We start from the raw sequence: 22,128 nt of genomic DNA, 5'->3' as shown, positions 1-22,128 counted from the left end.
TTTTTGTTTAATGTGATATGATAGATTTATAGATTTAACAAAAGTAAAATACAGTGTTGATACTTCCTTGTTAAAATAAGTGCCTGTTCGTTATATTACGACGCAAACTTCCCTATAAGGAGGCGCTGGTATATTGCAGCCGTTTAACGAAAACATCTTATATGAAAACCCGCTTGTTCCTATGAAAATATACGTGAAGAAACGCCCGGAGAGCTGGAACGAGTGGCATTACCACAAGCAGATCGAAATGCTCCATGTCGTTAGCGGCGGCATGGATGTGCTGATCGACCGGCAAAAATACACTCTTGCAAACGGCGACGTTATCATCATCGGCGCAAATCAGCTGCACAGGGACCATGTTACGCGCGATACCGAATATGTGATTTTTCACTTCGACCCGCTGCAATATTTTGATCCTTCCACCGTGTCTTACTTGAAATTATTTGCAGGAGTAAATGCGGCGCTAAGCGACTTAAACTACGTATTTATGGAGAATGCGGAGGCGCGGCAGTCGGTATCGCAATGTATTCTCGATATTTTCAAAGAAGCGAAGGAGAAATCGTACGGTTACGATATGGCCATCAGCTGGCATATTCGTAAAATACTGCTCACCTTGCTGCGTTCGGATCAAAGGCAGATTGTATCCTCCAACAAGCATGTCGGGCTCGACCGGCTGAAGGCCGTGCTGGATTATGTGGAGAAACATTTGACCGAGAAAATTACCGTGATGGAAGCAAGCGGCATCGCCAATATCAGCTACTCCTATTTTGCCACCTATTTCAAAAAGGTGATCGGGATGTCATTTGTCGATTATGTCAACTACCATCGGATTAAGCTGGCGGAACGCATATTGCTCACCGAAGACGTCAGCATTGAGCAAATTGGCGATATGATCGGTATGGAAAGCGTCGGCCACTTCTACAAAACGTTCCGCAAATACAATCAATGCTCACCTAAAGAATTCCGCAAAAAAATGAGCGACATCCGGTGAAAGGACAAAAGCTTCCGATACGATGCGCTTTCGGGAAATTGCGATTGCGCTGGGGCGGAAGTTTTTTTCTTGCCATTTGGGAATGGCTGGCTGCGCGGATCGGGACATATCGAAAAATTGAGTAGTGTTTTCCATAATATCGTCATTATGCTGCGCCGGGACCTCCCTTATAATGAAACTAAAGTTTGTCGAATGATGGAAGAGAGGAGAGAACGGTCATTTCCATTGAGATGTAGTAAGCGTTTTCTATAATCGTGTTGAAGTCGGCAGCGTTTGTTGATGGAGATTAATTATACATAAGAAAGCAGGTCAATAAAAGATGAACAAATCGATGAAAAAACTTCAGATACTGCTCAGCATTATTGCGGCGGCCGGACTTGTAGTTGCAGGCTGCAGCAAAGGCGGCGATGCGCCTACCGCCTCCGTTCCGAACGACAAAAAAGCCGATCAAGCGGCTTCCGAGCCGGTTAAGTTGAAAATCGTCAATTACAATGCGGGAATTAACTCGCAGAAAGATGTGGACGAAATTTTTAACGTTCCGGTGCAGAAGAAATATCCGAACATTTCCTTTGAGCTTGTTACCGGCCAGACGCTGGAGCAGATGATTGCGGCCGGTGAAGTGCCGGATTTGATCCCGACGAGCAACTTTTATTTGAACGCGCTGATCGAGCTTGGCCTTGTTTCCGATCTGAACGAGCTGGTGAAGAAGGAAAAAATCGATTTGAACCGGTTCGAACCGGAAGCGATTAACGCGCTGAAGCAATTTGGCAAAAACGGCGAGCTTTACGGCATGCCGTATACGATGAACTATGGGGTGCTGGTGTACAACAAGGACATTTTTGATAAATTCGGCGTTGCTTATCCGACCGACAATATGACTTGGAGCCAGGTGATCGAGCTTGGCAAAAAGCTGACCAAAATGCAGGACGGCGTACAGTACATCGGCCTCGACCCGGGCGACGCCAACTCGTTAACCCGCTCTTATTCGCTCCCGGTCGTCGACGAGAAGCAGGAGAAAGCGGTGCTGAACACCGAGGGATACCAGAAGGTGTTTAATCTGCTGCGCCAGGTTTACGATATCCCCGGCATGGTCGCTAACAATAAATATGCGTACGGCATCAATTATTTCATTAAAGATCAGAAAATGGCGATGATTCCGTATTGGATTTCCGCTTACACCAGCCGTATTCCGCTGATCGAGCAATCGGGCAATGTGTTCCAATGGGACCTCGTTTCTTACCCGACTTTTGACGATAAGCCGGGAGTCGGCAGAGAGGTCGACTTTCACATGATGGTGGTGCCTCCGACAAGCAAACATAAGGAAGCCGCCTACAAGGTGCTGCAAACGCTGGTCAGCGACGAAGCCCAGGTAGCGATGAATAAAGGGACGCGGCTGACGATCCTGCAGGATCCGGCGCTGCGCAGAGATTTCGCCAAAGATTCGAAGCTGTATGACGGCAAAAACTTAACAGGCATGTTTAAGGTTAAACCGGCTCCGGTGGCAAACAGCTCGCGGTACGAACTGGACATTTATGCGGCGCTGCGGGAAGCAATGAAAAATGTCGTGTTAAACAACATGGATATTAACACGGCGCTCCGGACGGCCGACGAGAAAGCGAATAAAATCATTGCCGAGAAAAAAGTGAAATAATTTGAGCGTAGGGGGATGCCAAGTTGAATTCCCGGTTATGGAAAATATGTTTTGCAATCATGCTTTTTGCCGTGCTGTTGTCCGCTGCGCAGATTATGCCCGCTCCCCAAACCTCGCTGGCAGCAAGCGCCGATAACCTGTACATTTCGGAAATTGTCCCGGCTCCTAAGGCGAAAGGGGGAGCCTTTGAATATGTGGAGTTATATAACCCCACAGACCGGCCCGTCGATTTGACGGGCTACAAGATCGCGTATTATACCGATATGCAAAGCTTGCAGCCATGGACCTCGGACGTTGTGATGTGGGATATCGTCGCGCGTGACGATATCACCGGCGGCAAGACGGATATGACGATCAAACCGCAAACCGCCAAAGTCGTATGGCTGCTCAAAAAAGGCTTCAGCGGCACGATCCGGCAGTTTAACGAAGAATACGGCACGGAGCTGGACGGCAGCCAATTTGTATATGTGCAATTAGGCCAAAATGAAGGGCTGGCTAACGACGAACAGCGGTACGTCGCATTGATTGGGCCGGGAGGCGGCCCGGTGAAGGACAGGATCAGCATGGCTGCTTACAACGTCAAGGCCGGAACGGGCAAATGCAAATACGCTCCCGATCCCGGGGAAAAGCCGTGCGATTTTGTGCGGAAAGAAGGGCAAGCGGCGGAAAGCGTCATCTACTTTTTCCCGGAGAAGGGGCTTGATCCCGATACAAAGCTGATGGACCGCAGAGAGCCTTATTCGCTCCATAAAAAACCGACTCCCGGCCAAATATTGCAGTCGGGAACAACGGAAGTATCGGCAGATTCGCTGCTGATTACGGAAATCGTCGCTGCACCAAAGACGGACGGCGAGCATTTTGAGTATATCGAGCTGTACAATCCGACGGAAAGCGATATCGATCTGACCGGCCATAAACTGTATTACTATGAGGACGCAGGCAGCGCGACCCCCTGGACGTCCCAGGCGACTAAATGGGATATTGTGCCGATGGATACGCTGGTTGACGGCAAAACCGATATGAGCATCAAAGCGAAAAACGCCAAAATCGTCTGGATTATCAAGCGCAATTTCAAAGGTACGCTGCAGGATTTCAATAAAGAATACGGCAGCAATCTGGACGGCAGCCAGTTCGTATTTGTGCGGTTAAGCGCCGGACAAGGTCTGGCTAACGACCAGAAGCGCTTTGTCTCCATCGTGGGGCCCGGCGGCGATCCGGCTGATGACCGTATCAGCATGGTTTCCTACAATGACGAAGCCGGTATCGGCAAATGCAAATATGCGGCCAAAGCCAACGAGGCGGCTTGCGATTTTGCACGGAGAGCCAACCAGTTGGCGGAAAGCGTAAACTATTTTTACCCGCTGGTCGGACTGGATCCGTCCACCCGGATGATGGAGCGCCGGGGCCGAGAATCGACCCATCAGAAGCCAACTCCGGGTATAGTTGCTCCCGCTCAAGCGGAAGCGTACGGCAAAACCGTTGATATGGAAGCGTACAAAATCGAAAATCTGCAGGACGCTTTGCTGATTACGGAAATATCGCCCGCACCACCAACCGAAGCGGAAATTTTCGAATTTGTGGAATTGTACAATCGGTCCTCCAAGCCGATCGATTTGAAAGGTTTTAAGCTTTATTACTATAAGGATATGACAAGTCCGGAACCTTGGACCTCAAAGGTATCCCAATGGAACATTGTTGCTTCGGATAAGGTGACCGGCGGAAAAACCAATATGATCATTGAGCCCGGCGGCGTCAAAGTAGTGTGGCTTCTGAAAAAAAGCTATGGCGAAGTGCTCAGCGTGCCGGATTTCAACGAAGAATACGGGACCGCCCTGCAGCCTTCACAGTTTGTGTATGTGAAGCTTGGCGAAGGCGAAGGATTGGACAATTCGGTGCAGCGTTATGTGGCGCTTGTCAGTCCGCAGGGAGATCAAATCGCCGACCGTATCAGCGCGGCTGCTTATAATACGGCGGCAGGCGGCGGGTCGTGCAAATATGTAGCCAAACCGGGTGAAGCGGCATGCGACATCACTAAAGTAGCCGATGTTTCGTCGGAAAGCGTAGATTATTTTTATCCCGAAACGGGACTTGATCAAGCCAGCAAGCTGATGCAGCGAAAAGACGGGGCTTCGGCGCACCAAAAACCGACGCCGGGCACGGTTAAACCGGGCCAGGTGACAGCTCCTTCTCAAGAGAAAGCGGCGATACCGGCGTCTTCTGCTGCGGATCAAGCGCCGAAGGGGAATGGCGGCATGACGAATGTGCAGGGAGGTACGGATGTTGACGAAGACACGGAATAAATGGATCACATGGACGGCGCTGTTCTCGATAGTATGGTCGGTATTCAACTTTACAGCGCTGCCCGAGACTCCTGCCGAAGCTGCGCCCGCGCCTGCGGTTGGCTCGCTGCTGATCACGGAAATGATGGCGGCGGCGAGAACAAGCGACGATTATGAATACTTGGAATTGTACAACACGACTAGCCAGCCGATCAATTTGACCAATTACCAGATTCATTATTATACCGATGCGACGCTGGCTCAGCCATGGACGGATACGGCGGCAAAAAAGTGGACGATCAAGGCGATGGACGGCATTACCGGCGGCACGACAAACATGACGATTGCGCCGCATGGCGTCAAAATCGTCTGGCTGGTAAAGCAGGGTAAAGCGAATAACACGCTCGACAAATTTATTGCCGAATATCAACCTTATGCATCTTTTAAAACCGACACCAGCAAAACGCCGACGGCCGACCAGTTTGTTTACGCGGATCTGGCAAACGGCGATGGCCTCGACAATACGCACCACCATTTTCTGGCGATCGTAGGTCCGGGCGGCAATGCGTCATCCGACCGCATCAGCATGGTCGAATACAATGTCAATTTGGGCAATTCCAAAACGGCGACTTGCGCGTATCGCTCGGCTCCGTATTGCGATTTTAATAAAACAAGTAATTACGCGGAAAGCGTCGATTATCTGCTTCCGGCGGCAGGCTTGGATCCGACGACACGTATGATGCAGCAGATTATTAAACCCCGGGGCGGAGCAAACGACTTGCTGGAAGCCAACCGCCAGATTCCGACCCCTGGCGTCTTAAATGCCGGACAGGAACCGCCGATCCCGGCCGATGTACTGAGTCCGCAAGCGATCCGCAGCGGAACAGAAGCTGCGCTTAGCTGGACGGAGCCGACTGATTTGGGCGGCAAACCGGATTACGTATCGGTCAATATATACGACCAAGATGCCAACAAAGTAGCAGGCCCGATTCCGAAAGGCACGACGTCGGCTACCGTCACAAATCTCGTTTACAGCGATTATACGTTTACGATAGCTTCAATCAGCAGTGCAGGCGTGGAGAGCGTTGGCGTGAAGCAAACCGCGAACCTCCCGGTTACGAGCGGTACGGCACCGGCTTCGCTGATGATTACGGAGATTATGGCGGCGGCGAGAACAAGCGACGATTACGAATACTTGGAGCTGTACAATGCGACAAGCCAGCCGATCGATTTGACGAATTATCAGGTTCATTATTATACCGATGCTTCATTGGCCGAGCCATGGACCGATCCGGCAGCGAAAAAGTGGACAATCAAGGCGATGGACGGCATCACCGGCTCCGTAACAAACATGACGATTGCGCCACATGGCGTCAAAATCGTCTGGCTGGTCAAGCAGGGACGCAGCAACAATACGATAGACAAATTTTTAAACGAGTATGCAGCGTATGCATCCTTTAAAGACGATGCCACAATAACGCCGACCAGCGACCAATTTGTTTATGCGGATCTGCCGAGCGGCGACGGTTTGGACAATACGCACCACATCTATGTAGCGATTGTTGGTCCCGGCGGCAATGCGGCGACGGACCGGCTCAGCATGATCGATTACAATGCCGGCTTGGGCAATTCCAAAACTGCTACTTGCGCATATCGTGCGGCTCCATATTGCGATTTTAATAAAACGGCCAATTATTCGGAAAGCGTTGAATACATGCTCCCTGCGGCCGGACTGGATGCAACGACACGTATGATGCAGCGGGTGGCCAAAGCTCGCGGCGGAGCAAACGATCTGCTGGAAGCAAACAGACAGATCCCTTCGCCCGGCGTGCTAAGTGCCAGTCTCGGACAGGAGCCGGCGCTCCCGGCCGAGGTGCTGAATCCGACCGTGACCGTGAGCGGCACACAAGCCACGGTGAGCTGGACGGAGCCGACCGATTTGGGCGGTAAAGCGGACTACGTTTATGTGAACATATACGACAAGAATCGGGTCAAGGTAGCGGGGCCGATCGCCAAAGGCACGACAACCGCAACCATTACGGGACCGGTGAACGGTCTTAATGATACGTTCAAACTGGTGACCGTCAGCAGCGCGGGAGTGGAAAGCCTCGGCGTAGCGAACGCAGTCAGAGTATTGTCGTACAACATGCATCACGGGGTAGGCGAAGACGGCAAGCTGGATCTCAGCCGGATCGCAGATGTCATTAAACAATCGGACGCCGATATTGTCGCGCTGCAGGAAGTCGACAATCATTGGTCGGACCGGAGCAAATACGCCGATCAGGCGCAGCAATTGGCCGGACTGACTCATATGAATGTGGTGTTTGCCGCCGATTTGGAGCTTCCGCCCGAGTCGGGTCAAACTGCGGTAAGACAATACGGATTGGCTACGTTAAGCAAGTATCCGATTCTCGCATCCAATCATTATGAATTGCCGTTATTAACCGCAGGGAATGAAAAAAGAGGTTTACTCGAAACGACCATTCGCGTCAACAACGCGGAAATGAACGTTTACAACACGCATACGTCGTTAATCTCGGAAGAACGGCTGCTGCAAACGCAAAACATCGTGGAGATTGCAGGCGCTAAGCCAGGTCCGCAAATCGTAATGGGGGATTTTAACGCTGGACCCGATACGGCGGAAATGCGCCCGATGGCGAGCCGCTACCGGGAAGCATTTGCAGGTGCTGCCAATGTTTATACATATCCGGTAACCAACCCGACGATTAAAAGCGATTATATTTTTTATTCTCCGGATATGGAAGTGATGCAAAGCGAAGTGATCGTATCCAAAGCATCCGATCATTTGCCGCCTTTCGCGGCATTGCGGTTCAAGCACGATACGACGCCGTCGCTGCTCATTTCGGAGATTATGGCGGCTCCGAAGTCAAGCGAGGCTTACGAATATGTGGAATTGTACAATACGACAAGCCACCCGATCGATTTGACGAATTATCAAATCCAATATTATACGGATCCTTCGCTGGCGCAGCCATGGACGGATACGGCGGCGAAACGTTGGAAAATCAAGGCGATGAACAGCCAGAACATCGGCGATATCGGAACGCCAAACATGATCGTCGGGCCGCATGCCGTTAAAGTGGTTTGGCTTGTGAAGCCTTTGGGAACAACCGTCAATACGATAGCCAAGTTTAACACGGAGTTCGGCGTCTCGCTGACAAGCGACCAGTTCGCCTATGCCGACCTTGCAAGCGGCGAAGGTTTGGACAATACGCACCACCATTTTGCGGCGGTCGTTGCCCCTGCAGGCGATCCGGCAGCGGACCGGATCAGCATGGTGGAATACAACGTCAACGCCGGCAACACCAAAACCGGAACTTGCGCTTACCGCGCAGCGCCTTATTGCGATTTTAACAAAACAGCAACGTCGACGGAAAGCGTCAATTACTTTTTCCCGTCAACCGGTCTTGATCCGATATCGAAAATGATGGAGCGTAGAGTGCCCGCTTCGATCAACCAGACGCCGACACCCGGCAGATTGAGTACCGGACAGGAGCCGACGCTTCCCGCTGATGTGCTGGATCCGGCTTTGGTGAGAAGCGGTACCCAGGCCACGCTGAACTGGACGGAGCCGACCGATCTTGGCGGCAAAGCGGACTATGTTTTTGTCAACATGTATGACCAAACGGGGGCCAAATCAGCGGGGCCGATTGCCAAAGGCACCACGTCGGCTGTGGTTGCGGGGCTTATGGTAGGAGCCGAATATACCTTTACGATCGCAACGGTCAGCAGCCTGGGCATTGAAAGCACCGGTGTCAAAGTAGGGGACAACCTGGGCTCGGGTATCACACAGGAATCGCTGAACCTGCGGCTTCCGAAAGTAAAGGTGGCTGCGATCGGAGACAGCATTACCCGCAATACAAATGTCGTACCAACGTATCCGCAGCATCTCGGGGCATTGCTTGGCAACGATTTTGAAGTGAGAAATTACGGGGTATCCGGCACTACGCTGCTGAAGCAAGGAGATAGCTCGTATTGGAATACGCCGGAGTATCAGCAGAGCAAAACCTGGAATCCCGACATCGTCGTTATCATGTTGGGCTCAAACGACTCCAAGCCGCAAAATTGGGCTTACAAAAGCCAATTTGTCGCCGATTACGTCGATATGATCAACCAATACAAGAACCTGCCATCGCATCCGAAGGTGTTTGTAAACCTGCCTCCGAAGGTATACGGTGCGGGAGGGTTCAACATTACGGACACCTTTGTCAAAAACGAAGTGATCCCTGCGATTAAAGAAGCGGCAGCCCAGACCGGTTCCTCCTATATCGATGTCTATTCGGTGACCGGCGGCATGCAGGACCATTTCCCGGATAACGTGCATCCGGACGGCACCGGAACAAAGGTGATCGCCAAAGCGGTGTTTGATACTTTATCGCAAAGCGTAACAGCCTACGGCGACTTCAATCTTGTCAGCCAGGAAGGCCCGGTTATTCCCGGCTTGAAGCAAGGAGTTGTTCCTCAAGGCGCAGCTTATGTGCCGGCCAAAAACTGGATGCTCGTATCGTATTACCGCAGCGACGGCAAGCCTAGCGGCATTACTGTGATCGATCTGGCAACCGGCCGGTTTGTGAAAGCACTGCAGTTTTACGAAAATAGCACCACCCCGTATACGGGACATGCCGGAGGACTTACCGTCAGTCAAAACCGGCTGTGGATCGCTTCTGGTTCCAAGGTGTACCCGGTCGCGCTGCAAGCGGTGATCGATACGGAAGACGGCGACAAGCTGATATTATCGGAACAGCAAAAGGTGGAGACCAACGCATCTTTTGTCACTTACGCCGACGGCGTATTGTGGGTTGGGGAATTTGCCCGCTCGGATTATCCGACGGATGCATCGCATCACATGACCAACCGCGATCAGACGGAAAATCCCGCATGGGTGGCCGGCTACAAGCTGATTGGAGATGGGATTGATCCGGCAAAACTATCGGGCCCTGACGGCGTGGCGATCCCGGACTACATCTTGTCCATACCGAAAGAAATTCAAGGCATGGCGGTGGCCGGAAACAAAATCGTGCTAAGCCGGTCATACGGCCGCAATAACGATAGCACGCTATTGGTCTACAACTGGTCATTGACCGAAGCGCAGCATACGCAAACGGCCAAATTCGGAGCGGCTGCGGTGCCGATCTGGTACATGGACGGCGGCAATAAGCTGAAGTCGCTGACGATGCCGCCGATGTCCGAAGGCATTTTTGAACGCAACGGCAGCTTATACGTGCTGTTCGAATCCGGCGCGCAGGAGTATGCGGACGGGAAATACCCGATCGATACGATGCGGCTTATCTCCATGCAGTCGCTGCTCGCAACGGATCAGCAGCCCCCGGTCGATCCGGGTGCGAAAGGGGCAGCCTCACTGCTGATTACGGAAATTATGGCAGCTCCGAAAGCGGCGGGCGAACCTTACGAATACGTCGAGTTATACAACACGACAAATCAGCCGATTGATTTGACCGGCTATAAGCTCCACTACTACACGAATCCGGGGTTAACCCAGCCTTGGACGGACCCGAGCGCGAAAAAGTGGAACATCGTCGCGATGGACAATATCACCGGCGGAACAACCGATATGACGATCGCGCCGCACAGCACCAAAATCGTCTGGTTGATCAAGCCGTCAAGCAGCAATGTAACGGTCGATCAATTTAACGCCGAGTTTGACACGTTCCTGAAAAAAGACCAGTTTGTATACGCCAAACTGGGGAGCGGCGACGGGCTTGACAATGCGGTGCAGCGATTTGTCGCGATTGTGGGACCCGGCGGCGATCCGGCGCAGGACCGGCTGAGCATGGCCGCTTACAACGTCAATGCGGGTACTGGCAGCTGCGCTTACCGATCGGCTCCTTACTGCGATTACAACAAGACGGATACGATGCAGCAAAGCGTCATCTTTTTCTTCCCTGTAGATGGTCTGGATGCGACCAGCAAGATGATGGAACGCAGAAGCGGTTCGGTCAACCAAGCGCCTACACCCGGCAAATTAAGCGCCGGACAAGAACCGCCGTTTTCGGCGGAAGTGCTGAATCCGGCTGCGGTCAGAAGCGGCTCGCAAGCAGCGATCAGTTGGACCGAACCGGCTGACTTGGGAGGCAAACCCGATTATTTGTACGTCAATATTTACAACCAGGATCTGGTGAAGGTAGCCGGACCGGTTCCGAAAGGCACGACCACGGCAACTGTAACCGGACTTGTATATGAGAATTATACGTTTATTTTATCGACGGTAGGTGCATTAGGCCTGGAAAGCATCGGGGTCAAAACATACATCGGTACACCTCCGACCGAAGAGCCGGAGGAAAAACCGGAAGTTCCCGTTCCACCGCTGCTAATTACGGAAATTATGGCGGCGCCGAAAGCAGCAGGGGAGCCGTACGAATATGTCGAGTTGTACAACACGACAAATCAGCCGATTGATTTGACGGGTTACAAGCTGAACTATTACACGAATCCGGCGATTGCGCAGCCTTGGACTGGAGCTATGAAGCAGTGGAGCATCATGGCAATGGACGATATCAACGGCGCGCCGACCAATATGATGGTCCAGCCTTATTCCACCAAAGTCGTCTGGCTGATCAAAACGCAATTCACCGGTTATAAAGCGGAACAGTTTATTGCGGAGTACGATCCGTCGCTGACCAAAGACCAGCTTGTTTACGCCAAGCTTGGTACCAATGAAGGTTTGGATAACGCGGCCCAGCGGTTTGTCGCGATTGCCGCCCCTGCCGGCAACCGGCTCAACATGGCGGCCTACAACGTCGGGGCGGGAACCGGGAGCTGCCAATACGTGCCGACCACGCTGCCGGCATGCGATTACGCCCGAACGGAAAACAAGCTGCAGCAAAGCGTCATATTTTACTACCCGGAGAAGGGGCTGGACGCGGATAGCAGGCTGATGGAGCGGCGCAATCCCGATTCGCTGAACCAGGTTCCAACCCCCGGCAAACTCGCGGCAGGGCAAGTACCGACAGGTTTCCTGGCAATTCCCGGCGATCAGACCGTCGATTTAAAATGGGATTCGCTGAACCTTGATTTGCTTGGCTACAAGGTGTACAAGGACGGACAAGCGGTGACTTCCTCCGTCGTGACGGTGACGTATGGCACTTACTCTTATAACGTCAGCGGCTTAAGAAACGGCGGTTCCTACGAATTCAGGCTTACCGGCGTGCTCAAAGGCGCAAACGGCGAGCCGGCAGGAGAAATTCCGCTGATGTCGCCGGTTTACGCAAGTCCGTATGTCAGTCTCGGATATTTCCTCGACGGTGTGCCGGCGCTCATGTGGATGGGACGAAGCGCAACGGCCAAAGCCGTGCTGAAATACGACGGCAAAAAAGATACCGACGTCACGTCGTTATCCTCCATTACCAGCGATAATCCGGAGATTGTTTCAGTAACCAACGGCAATCGTCTCACAGCCGAGAGCAGGGGGCTGACGACGCTTCGAGCCAGCTACGGCACGCAGGTTTATTCGCTAAACGTGATGGTCGACATCGCAGATACAAGGACGCGGCCGCAATACGATCCGGCGCTGGACAGCGGTCCGTCCTACGTACCTCCGGTGACTGCTCCGGATAAGACGACGCTGCAATCGGACGCCTATTCGGTATCGGCGGTGAAAAACGATGCGGGGCAAAATGTCGCCCGACTAAGCGTCGACAGCGCCAAACTGCGGGATGCGCTGCAAGGATTAAGCGATAACGACAGGTATGTGGCCATCTCTTACAAAGGGAACGAAAGTGCCGTCGAAGTTATCTTGCCTTCGCGGGCATTGGAAGCAGGCAAAGGCGGCCTAAACAACAGAGGTATCGCCATTTATAAAAACGGGGTGTCTTTCCACCTCCCGTTGGCAGCGCTTGGTTTGCAGGCGAAGGCCGCAGAGCTGGGCGTCGCGCTGGACAAGATGAACATTCGCATTATGATTTCCTCCGTACCGGATCAGCAGCAGGAGAAAACGCGAAATGCGGCTTCGCAAAGCGATGCGGTGCTGCTAACGGACGCGTTTAGCTTCACGGTTTATGCCGAAGCGGGCGGCAAAATGATCGAAATCAACGATTTTGGCGGCTATAAAGTGACCCGCACGTTGATGCTTCAAGGTTTGGCTCATACCGGTACAGTTACGGGCACTTACGTTTCCCCGGATGGCGGCTTGCATTTTGTGCCTTCGACGCAACGCGAGGAAGCGGACGGCAACACGTACGTAACGATGACCAATACGCATAACAGCATGTACGCCGCAGTATCATCCACGAAAACGTATGACGATATCGAGGAGCATTGGTCTCAAGGCGTTGTCGAGCAATTGGCCGCATTACAAGTATTAAACGGTCTTGCCAAACAAACCTTCTCTCCGGATGCAAGCATCACAAGAGCCGAATTTGCGGCGGTGCTGGTGAATGCATTGGGGTTGTCCGGAATTGCGCCCGATGAAGAATCGGCCTTCCAAGATGTCCGGGCTGACCAGTGGTACGCTTCGTCAGTGCAGACGGCGGCCGAGAAAGGTTTTGTCATGGGGTACGACGGCAGCACCTTTAAACCGGATGCGCTAGTCACCCGCGAAGAGATGGCCAGCATGATCGTCCGTGCCATCCGTATTGCCGGTCACGGCGGCGAATTGTCGGAAGCGGCTTTGTCTTTCAGCGACAAAGACCGGATCAGCGAATGGGCCCGCATTTCAGTAGCTGAAGCAGTGCAGGCGGGCATTATCGAAGGTATGACCGAAGACACCTTTGTTCCGGCCGATAACGCGACCCGCGCTCAAGCGGCGGCGATGGTCAAACGAATGATGCGTTTTGTTCAGTATTTGCAGGATGAATAGGCAGGTCTGGAGGCTAAGAATGAAAGCAAAGATAAAAGCACTTGTTTCATTACTTATTGTACTGTCTATATCGCATGCGCTTGTCCAGACGGCTGTTGCCGAATCGGAAAGCGGCGAACAGGCCGCCCAAACCGTCCGCTTCATGTCCTACAACATCCGTCACGGCCAAGGCGACGACGACAAGTTTGATTTGAACCGGACGGCGGATGTGATCAAGAAATCCAATGCAGAGATCGTTGGCCTGCAGGAAGTCGATAACAACTGGTCGGCGCGAAGCGAATTTTTGGATGAAGCGAAGAAGCTTTCGGAGCTGCTTGGCATGGAGTATGCGTTTATAGCAAATTTGGAGCAAACTGCGGGGAACGGCCAGTCCGAACCCCGCCAGTACGGGACGGCCGTACTGAGCAAATACCCGATTAAAGACAGCCGCCGCCATCCGCTGCCCAAAATTGAAGATTCCAGCGAGCCACGGGGGTTGCTGGAGGCGACGATTGATGTAGGCGGCACCGACATCACGGTGTTTAATACACATATGTCCATCATCGCCGGAGAACGGGTTGTGCAGATTAAGGAACTGGCCGGCATTGCCGGCAAAAAGAGTGGTCCGGTCGTGTTTATGGGCGATTTTAACGCCAAACCCAACACGTTTGAGATGCGGCCGCTGATGAGAAATTATAATGAGGCGTTTCGCGGCAAAAACGCGTTAACTGCGCCTACGTCCAAACCGGCATCGCAGATCGACTTCATTTTGTTTAACAACGATTTTGAGCTGCTTAGCAGTGAAGTGCTGCAGACGATTGCATCCGACCATCTGCCGGTTACCGCGCAGCTGCGCATTAAGGGTAAAGTGACAGATTAGATTAAACATTGAATGCGCCAAGGCGGCCCGATTTTGGGGCTGAGGAGAACGGACGGGGGATCTTCTTTCTTTCCGTCCGGTTTCCGGCGATAGAGAATCCATATTTCATTCAGCTGGAGGAACCGACATGAATACCGAAGGCAACAAACAATCGGTCAACGTATTGTCTTATAACATTCATCATGGCGTAGGGGAAGACGGCAAGCTTGATCTGGCAAGGATCGCGGGCGTCATCAAGCAAGCCGGAGCGGAGATCATCGCGCTGCAGGAAGTGGACAAACATTGGTCCGAGCGCAGCCAATATGCCGATCAGGCGCAAACGCTGGCCGAATTGCTGGATATGCATTGCGTTTTTGCCGCCAATTTGGACCGGGCGCCGGCCGAAGGCCGTACACAGCGCAGGCAATACGGCCTGGCGCTGCTCAGCAAATACCCCATTGCCGCGTCCAGCCACCACGCATTGCCCAAGCTGGAAGAGGATAGCGAGCAGCGGGGATTGCTGCAGGCCACGATTCAAGTGGGAGCGGCAACCGTCCATGTGTACAGCGTACATCTGGCGTTAAGCGTAGAGGAACGCCTATTGCAAAACCAAAAAATCGTGGAAATCGCGCAAGGGCAAAGCGGTTCCCATATTTTTATGGGCGATTTCAACGCCGGGCCTAAAACGACGGAAATGAAGCCGATGTTTGAGCATTATGCAGAAGCATTTCAAGGCCGGGAAGATGCTTACACCTTCCCGGTCACTCAGCCGTCCATCCAAGGCGACTACATTTTTTTCTCGAAAAATATGGAGGCGGTTCGCAGTGAGATCATCGACACAATTGCTTCCGATCATTTGCCGCCAACAGCCGTACTGCAATTCTAAATTCATCCGACCGTTTAAAGGAGCCCGACAACAATGAACACTGTTCGCGTAGGGGTCATCGGAGCCGGTTCAATCTCCGTGTCCCACCTGAATTCATATAAAAACAATGCCAACGCCAAGCTAGTCGCTATCTTCGATCTTCAAGAAGAGCGGGCGCGCGAAAAAGCGGAGAAATATGAAATCGAGCATATATTCACGGATTACCGTGAGCTGCTGGCAAGCCCGCTTGTAGACGCGGTCAGCATCTGCACTTGGAACGACACACACGCTCAAATCGCCATGGAGGCGCTGCAGGCGGGCAAACATGTGCTGGTGGAAAAACCGCTGGCACAAACGGTCGAGCAGGCGCTGCAGGTTGAGCGGGCAGCGAAGGAAAGCGGCAAGCTGCTGCAGGTCGGTTTTGTGCGGCGGTTTGCCAATACGACACGTGTGGCCAAGCAGTTTATCGACGCCGGGGAGCTTGGCGACATTTATTATGCAAAAGTGTCTTGTCTGCGCCGTCTCGGCAACCCGGGAGGCTGGTTTTCCGACAAAAAGCGTTCGGGAGGGGGCCCGCTGATCGATCTTGGCGTCCATGTCATCGACTTGTGCTGGTATTTGATGGGGCGTCCGAAAGTGAAGTCCGTCAGCGGCAATACGTACCGCAAGCTTGGAAACCGCAGCCATATCCAAAACTTATCCTACTACAAGTCGGCGGACTACAATGCCAGCAACGACGTAGAGGACTTGGCGAACGCGCTGATCCGTTTTGAAAATGGGGCTTCTTTGATGGTTGACGTCAGTTTTACCCTGCATGCAAAAAAAGACGAGCTAAGCGTCAAGCTGTTCGGAGAAAAAGGCGGTGTGGAAATGGAACCGGAGCTGACGCTGGTTACGGAGAAGCACAATACGGTTCTTAACGTGCATCCGCAGCTGGATCATCTGAAATTTGAGTTTACTTCCGCCTTCCAAAACGAAATCGACCACTTTATCGCTTGCTGCCAGTCCGGCGAGCAGCCGCTCAGCTCGGTGCAGGACGGCGTGGAAATTATGAAAATATTGTGCGCCGTATACGAGTCGGCGGATAAGAGCGTCGAAATTACGTTTTCATAGGGGGAGCCAGTTCATGGAATCAACGATAAAAGCGGTGATCGCAGGCTGCGGGGCAACCGGAAGCGCTTATGCAAGCTGCTTTCTAAATATGCCGCAGGTCGAGGTGACGGCGGTTTACGATAAGCGGGAAGAAGCGGCGGGGCAGCTCGCCGGGCGATGCGGAGCGCAAGCTTTTACTTCGTTCGAGCGGATGTTTTCCGAGACGGCGGCCGATGTCGTTTGCATCTGCTTGCCTGCGGCGCTGCATAAGGAGTTTGCATTCATCGCGGCGTTCCATGGCAAACACATCATCTGTCATACGCCGATCGCGCCGAATTTGTCCGATGCGCAGACGATGATCGAAGTGTGCCGGGAGAAAGGCGTCAAGCTGTATGTCGCTCAAAGCATGCGGTTTTTGCCGCAATATGCGAACCTGCGGCGCGAAATCCGTAGCGGCTCCATCGGCAGCGTTGGCGTAGCGCATATGAAGCGGACCGGTCCTGCGCCATTTCACGCCGAAGAAGCGGTTCATGATGACGGCAGCGTAATCCTCGATTGGATGCTTCACGATATCGATATTACCCGCTCCGTGCTCGGCGAAGTCAAAAGCGTGTATGCGATGAACCGAAAAACCGGCAAACACGACTATGCGCTTGCCACGCTTCGCTTCGAGAGCGGTGCGATCGCCAACCTGGAAGCCTACATGGGCCATCCTGAACCGATGGCCGCAGCGGTGGAATTTGCCGGCAACGGCGGGCTCATCCGCTTCAACAGCAGCGACGCGGCTTCGATGCGAATTCGCAAGAATGGCGCTCAAGCCGCAGCGTCGGCGCCAGGAACGTGTTCCCGCACCGTCGCCCCCATATGGGCCGAAGATGCCTATATGAGCCAGCTTGAGCATTTTATCGCTTGCCTGCGGCAAGGGCGGGAGCCGGACGGGACCGCTTACGATGCCTATAAGGCGCTGGAGATCGCTCTGGCGGCCGTATTATCCAGCCGGACCGGCGTGCCGGCGCATATTGGTACGCCATCAGTAACGGAGGAACAGCGCTATGCAGCCAATTAAAATCGGGATGATCAGTTTTGCCCATTCGCATGCCAATACGTATTTGAACGTGTTGTTGTCCATGCCGGACGTTAAAGTGACAGCCATTGCCGACGATAACCGGGAACGCGTCGAAGCTCATTTGGCCAAACACGGCATCCCTTATTTTGCGGATTATCGCGAGTTGCTTCAAACCGATGTGGATGCTGTCATCATCTGCTCGGAAAATGTGCATCACGCGCAAATGACGATAGACGCCGCTTTGGCCGGCAAACATGTATTATGCGAAAAACCGCTCGGCGTTTCGGTCGGGGAAATGCAGCGCATGATTGCAACGTGCAAGGAGCGGCAGGTACAACTGATGACGGCATTCCCTTGCCGGTATATTCCGGCCGTCGTCGAAGCCAAGGCCGCTATGGAGCGCGGGGATATCGGCAACATTATTGCCGTAAAAGGAACAAACCGGGGTACGATGCCGGGCAGTTGGTTTATCGATCCGGCTTTATCCGGCGGCGGCGCGGTGCTCGATCATACGGTGCATGTCATGGATTTGCTGAACTGGATGCTCGGCAGCAGGCCGATTGAGGTATACGCCGAATCGGGCACGTTGTTTCACGACATTCCGGTCGACGACTCCGGTATGGTTCATATGAAATTCCCTGACGGCACATTTGCCGTTATCGATACAAGCTGGTCAAGAACGAAGTCGTTTCCATTTTGGGGTGACGTAACGATGGAGATTATCGGCACGGAAGGAGTCATCTCGATCGACTCCTTCTCCCAGAAAAACGAGGTATACAGCGACACCAAAATGAAAACCGAGTGGAAATATTGGGGCTACAGCATGAACAAAGGGCTGATCGAAGCTTTTGTCGATGCGCTTCGCGCGGGACGGGGCGTACCGATTACCGGGGAAGACGGATTGTATTCCGCCCAAGTGGCGCTTGCCGCTTACGACTCGATCCGTGCAGGCAAACCTGTAACGATGTGCTAACCAGTTTATTTTACGGGATGATGAAATAAAAATGGATGAAGGTGAATTGCAGCCCCCGGCCGTCAGCCGGGGGTTATTCGTTACCACTTGATTAAAGCATTTGACCGGGGCATTCTTCCTTATGGATTTTGCTCTCCGATGATGGGAGCCCAGCGCAGCTGTGCGGCAGGTGTCTGGTCAAGCACATAGTCGCGGCGGCGGCGGCACCAGGCCGCTTCTTCTGCATAAGCCGGGTCGCCGATCAAATTGCATAGTTCCTGCGGATCTTCCTGCAAATCATAAAGCTGCTCCGGTACGCAGTCCGGATCATCATATTTCAATTGTCTGATATATTTCCACCTGTCCGACTGGATCATCTGCCATTGTCCCTGGCATTCGGAGAAAGCATAGTCGCGCACCCGGGTTGCGCTTCCTTTAGCGATCGGCAGCAGCGATCTGCACGGAACCCGGTCATGGAAAGCAGGCCAATCTTTGCTCAGTTCCCGCTGCGGATCGAGTCCGGCCGCATCCAATATGGTGGCGGTGAAGTCGGTCAGCTCGATGGGCGTGTCATTTAGCGCCCGGCGCAAATAGTCCGGATGACGGATCGCTGCCGGTACGACGGCTGAGGCATGAAACGGAGATTGCTTCTGAGCCCGGCCGTGATCGCCCATCATTTCTCCGTGATCGGAAGTAAACAGGATGACCGTATCCTCCAATATTCCTTGCTCTTCCAGTTTGGCCCAAATGCGGCCGACCTGTTCGTCGATGATCGCAATCATTGCTTTATAGGACTGGCGAAGCTTGTACAAGTGCCGCTTGGCATCCTCGGACAGCGGACCATTGGGCCCGGGCAGGAAATCGTCAATTTCCTCATAGGGAATCCGATCCATATACGATTGCGGCGGATCATAAGGCGGATGCGGGCCAACAAACGAGCCGAACAGGAAAAACGGCTGGTCTTTGGGCCGGCTGTCGATCGCTTTAATGATGTGGTCGGCGATCACGATGTCCATATAGTTGCTTTCGCCGAACGGGAACGGCTCTCCGGTAAAGCGCTGGGTCTCGGCCTCGTTGGTGTTTGACTTATTGCGGCTATTAAACTCGCGATATGCTTCCAGCAGTCCCTGCCGGTCCAGATGTTCCGCATAGTCGCAGTAGTTGCGGCTGACCAGCTGCTTGCCGGACGCTTCCCACACTTCATCAAAGCCGTATCCGCGAATTTCGTCCTTAAGCGAGGTCAGCGGATGCCCCTGCCCGATCGGACGGCCGAATTTCCAGCCTTGCAGCCAGTGGAATTTGCCGATGCCGTATGTCCTGTAGCCTGCCTTCTGCAGCGCGCGCGGATAGGTGGGATGCTGCAGCGACAGATCGCCGGACATCGCCACCATACCGATTTGATGCGTGTATTTGCCCGTCAGCAGCGCGGTGCGGGCCGGAGTGCAAACCGGATTGACGGATACACAGTTCGTGAAGCCGACGCTTTCCGCGATTTTATGGATGTTGGGGGTTTCGATGCGGCCGATGCCGTGATAACTTACGTGATCGAGCCGTTGCTGGTCGGTCATGAGCAATACGATGTTCATTTTTCGATCGGACATCCCTTACGTCTCCTCCTTTGTGTTTACGCTAATTGTGAATGAAATAGGGAGCTATGCATAACCTGCCATCAGTATAGCCGTATGCTTTCACCGTGTCGTTACACGGATCCACGATTTATTGCATTTTTCTCTGCCGACCAATAGAATGGGGTCCGCTGCAGGCGAAGATTCGCTTACAGCGGCCGAGTAATTGCGTTAGCCCGCAGCTTGGAAGCGTCTCGCTGTTAATTTGGGCAATCCGCGAATTCTTGACGCATTGTTAAGGAACTATTGGACATGGCTATCTTTTTTTAGTACCATATGAATAATAATCTATTAAAAGGTTATTCTATTTAATTATGATAGAGTCATTCGCGGATGCGCAGATTTTGGAAGGGAGGATGGCGGATGCTGAAGTTAGGACAGAAAGTATATATCGTCGCCGACAGCTTCGAACAAAATTTGCCCATCGGCGATTACGCGTATATTATTGCCTATGACCGCAACGCAGACAACGTGTTTGATTACGTAATCCGGGTACCTAAGATGAACAAGCATTTTTTTGTGCCCGCCATAGATATAGAGCTGGAGGAAGTGCTTGTCCAGCAGGAAGTCGACCGGCTGGAACGGGAAGCGCTGATCGATTTCGCGCTTGCAACGAAGAACGCTGAATTGTTTCGCCGCATTATGAACGGCGAACCGATCCTGAACGAACAGGACGCCAACAAGGACGTGCAGTCGACGCAGGATTTTATTAAGCAGATCAACCTCAAGGCGTGGATTTAGCCGGTGTGAGGCCATATAGCGGGCGTACGACGATTCGCCGTGAGCAAAAAAGGATGCGTGTATGCGCATCCTTTTTTGTATGCCCGCACGGGTGAAAGTCCCGAACAAGGGCTTGCGAACACCCTGCCAGAGAAATTTAGCGTTGTTTGCATATAACTATCCCTGACTAAAGTAGGGTGTTTATATTTACTTTTGCACAGTGTAAATGTTACATTATGGATATAAACAGTACCACAGTCAATTACAAAGAGTTGTATAAGGAGGCGTTTCAAATGGCTGCCAGCATGAGGGAACGTCCACACATTACAGGAAAAGATGCAGATAAACTCATCGCTAGAATTAATCATAATAGCAATAACATGAGAAAAAAGATTGAGAGAAAGATGGACACAGCCAACCAATATGCCCAAGGAACTGCAAGTCGATCCTCAAAAAATCATATTTAAGACAATTTCAGTTGAAGATTTAAGTCAGATCAAAAAATTTGATTGTGACAATGATTCCATTTCGGAATTTTTAATCGGGGAAGCATTTTTTTCTCACTTATTAAGAGAAGCAAGTACCACTCTCGTATTCGTGGGCGATCAGTTGGCGGCTTTTTACACTTTACAAAGACTTCCGCTGAACTTTGATGTCAGCCAAATTGAACATTTACATGATCAACACCGCATGTCCTTGGATTTGGCTCGATTAGGCGTGTCAAAACATTTTAAGAGTCTAGGAATTGGTTCTTACATTGTAAAACATATCATTGATCTCGCAATAAAAACAAATGAAAGATTCATCACGTTAGATGCACTGTATGAAAGCTGGACATGGTACCAGGAGTTAGGTTTTAACTATACCATTGAAAAGGAAATAGTTAATCCTAATGCCTCTGATGGATTAGTTAACATGATACTGGAACTTTATGATGAGAAATTTATAAATGAATTTTTTGACGAATAGCAAGAACACCCGCTAAAAATGCGAGTGTTCTTTTTTTGGTTATTTTCATCCTATAAAATTCATATTATGAGCGAGGTGATTTCTCAGTGCCAGCTCAGAAAAGGTCGAGACCTTTGTTAAAAAAAAAAGAAACCGAAAAAATTGTGACGATCATAAACCAAAAACGTGAGAAATTGAAACAGGCTATTGAGAAATTTCAGAAAAAAGATTAATTATTTTGTCATAAAAGGCGAGGTAGCTTTTT

Annotated in this window: 13 protein-coding genes; 12 read left to right on the top strand and 1 reads right to left on the bottom strand. The window is 52.1% G+C overall.

The genetic code is table 11. The features are described from left to right. The first annotated feature begins 133 nt into the window (after positions 1-133). The 9 genes from EYB31_RS04870 to EYB31_RS04830 all read left to right on the top strand — a co-directional run bounded on the left by EYB31_RS04870 (position 134) and on the right by EYB31_RS04830 (position 18,591). Entirely contained in the window at positions 134-991 is an 858-nt protein-coding gene (locus tag EYB31_RS04870) for a helix-turn-helix domain-containing protein (RefSeq protein WP_131012165.1), read from the top strand. Between the two features lie 331 nt (positions 992-1,322). Next, entirely contained in the window at positions 1,323-2,642 is a 1,320-nt protein-coding gene (locus EYB31_RS04865; RefSeq protein WP_165452216.1) for an ABC transporter substrate-binding protein, read from the top strand. Between the two features lie 23 nt (positions 2,643-2,665). Then, on the top strand, positions 2,666-4,942 hold the full coding sequence (locus EYB31_RS04860) for a lamin tail domain-containing protein (protein WP_131012163.1): 2,277 nt from the start codon (positions 2,666-2,668) through the stop codon (positions 4,940-4,942). Then, the gene (locus EYB31_RS04855; RefSeq protein WP_165452215.1) at positions 4,920-13,757 is read left to right on the top strand and encodes a lamin tail domain-containing protein; all 8,838 of its coding nucleotides are present in this window, start codon (positions 4,920-4,922) and stop codon (positions 13,755-13,757) included. The genes EYB31_RS04860 and EYB31_RS04855 overlap by 23 nt, the downstream gene beginning before the upstream one ends. 19 nt (positions 13,758-13,776) lie before the next feature. Next, a complete protein-coding gene (locus EYB31_RS04850; protein ID WP_165452214.1) occupies positions 13,777-14,616 on the top strand; it encodes an endonuclease/exonuclease/phosphatase family protein in 840 nt (279 codons plus the stop codon). 127 nt (positions 14,617-14,743) lie between these two features. After that, positions 14,744-15,481, top strand: a complete 738-nt coding sequence (locus EYB31_RS04845) for an endonuclease/exonuclease/phosphatase family protein (RefSeq protein WP_131012160.1) — start codon at positions 14,744-14,746, stop codon at positions 15,479-15,481. A gap of 33 nt (positions 15,482-15,514) precedes the next feature. Beyond that, on the top strand, positions 15,515-16,573 hold the full coding sequence (locus EYB31_RS04840) for a Gfo/Idh/MocA family protein (RefSeq protein WP_131012159.1): 1,059 nt from the start codon (positions 15,515-15,517) through the stop codon (positions 16,571-16,573). Positions 16,574-16,586: 13 nt separating this feature from the next. Beyond that, complete coding sequence (locus EYB31_RS04835; protein WP_131012158.1) at positions 16,587-17,618, top strand: Gfo/Idh/MocA family protein; 1,032 nt, start codon at positions 16,587-16,589, stop codon at positions 17,616-17,618. Beyond that, positions 17,605-18,591 (top strand): Gfo/Idh/MocA family protein, encoded by a 987-nt coding sequence (locus EYB31_RS04830; protein WP_131012157.1) that lies wholly within the window; start codon positions 17,605-17,607, stop codon positions 18,589-18,591. The genes EYB31_RS04835 and EYB31_RS04830 overlap by 14 nt, the downstream gene beginning before the upstream one ends. Before the next feature lie 119 nt (positions 18,592-18,710). Here the strand turns inward: EYB31_RS04830 and EYB31_RS04825 are convergent, their stop codons facing one another. Then, positions 18,711-20,171: a sulfatase family protein gene (locus EYB31_RS04825; protein ID WP_131012156.1), complete on the bottom strand. Its 1,461-nt coding sequence runs from the start codon at positions 20,169-20,171 to the stop codon at positions 18,711-18,713. A gap of 387 nt (positions 20,172-20,558) precedes the next feature. Between EYB31_RS04825 and EYB31_RS04820 the strand changes: the two genes are divergently transcribed. From EYB31_RS04820 to EYB31_RS04815, 3 genes are all read left to right on the top strand, one after another. After that, a complete protein-coding gene (locus tag EYB31_RS04820) occupies positions 20,559-20,936 on the top strand; it encodes an ATPase (protein ID WP_131012155.1) in 378 nt (125 codons plus the stop codon). Positions 20,937-21,208: 272 nt separating this feature from the next. Next, complete coding sequence (locus tag EYB31_RS40070) at positions 21,209-21,382, top strand: hypothetical protein (protein WP_165452213.1); 174 nt, start codon at positions 21,209-21,211, stop codon at positions 21,380-21,382. Next, on the top strand, positions 21,339-21,884 hold the full coding sequence (locus EYB31_RS04815; RefSeq protein ID WP_165452212.1) for a GNAT family N-acetyltransferase: 546 nt from the start codon (positions 21,339-21,341) through the stop codon (positions 21,882-21,884). The genes EYB31_RS40070 and EYB31_RS04815 overlap by 44 nt, the downstream gene beginning before the upstream one ends. Positions 21,885-22,128: the final 244 nt, after the last annotated feature.

The sequence above is a fragment of the Paenibacillus thalictri genome (genome assembly GCF_004307995.1).
Lineage (GTDB): Bacteria > Bacillota > Bacilli > Paenibacillales > NBRC-103111 > Paenibacillus_AF > Paenibacillus_AF thalictri.
This window is presented reverse-complemented; position numbering and strand designations above follow the sequence as displayed.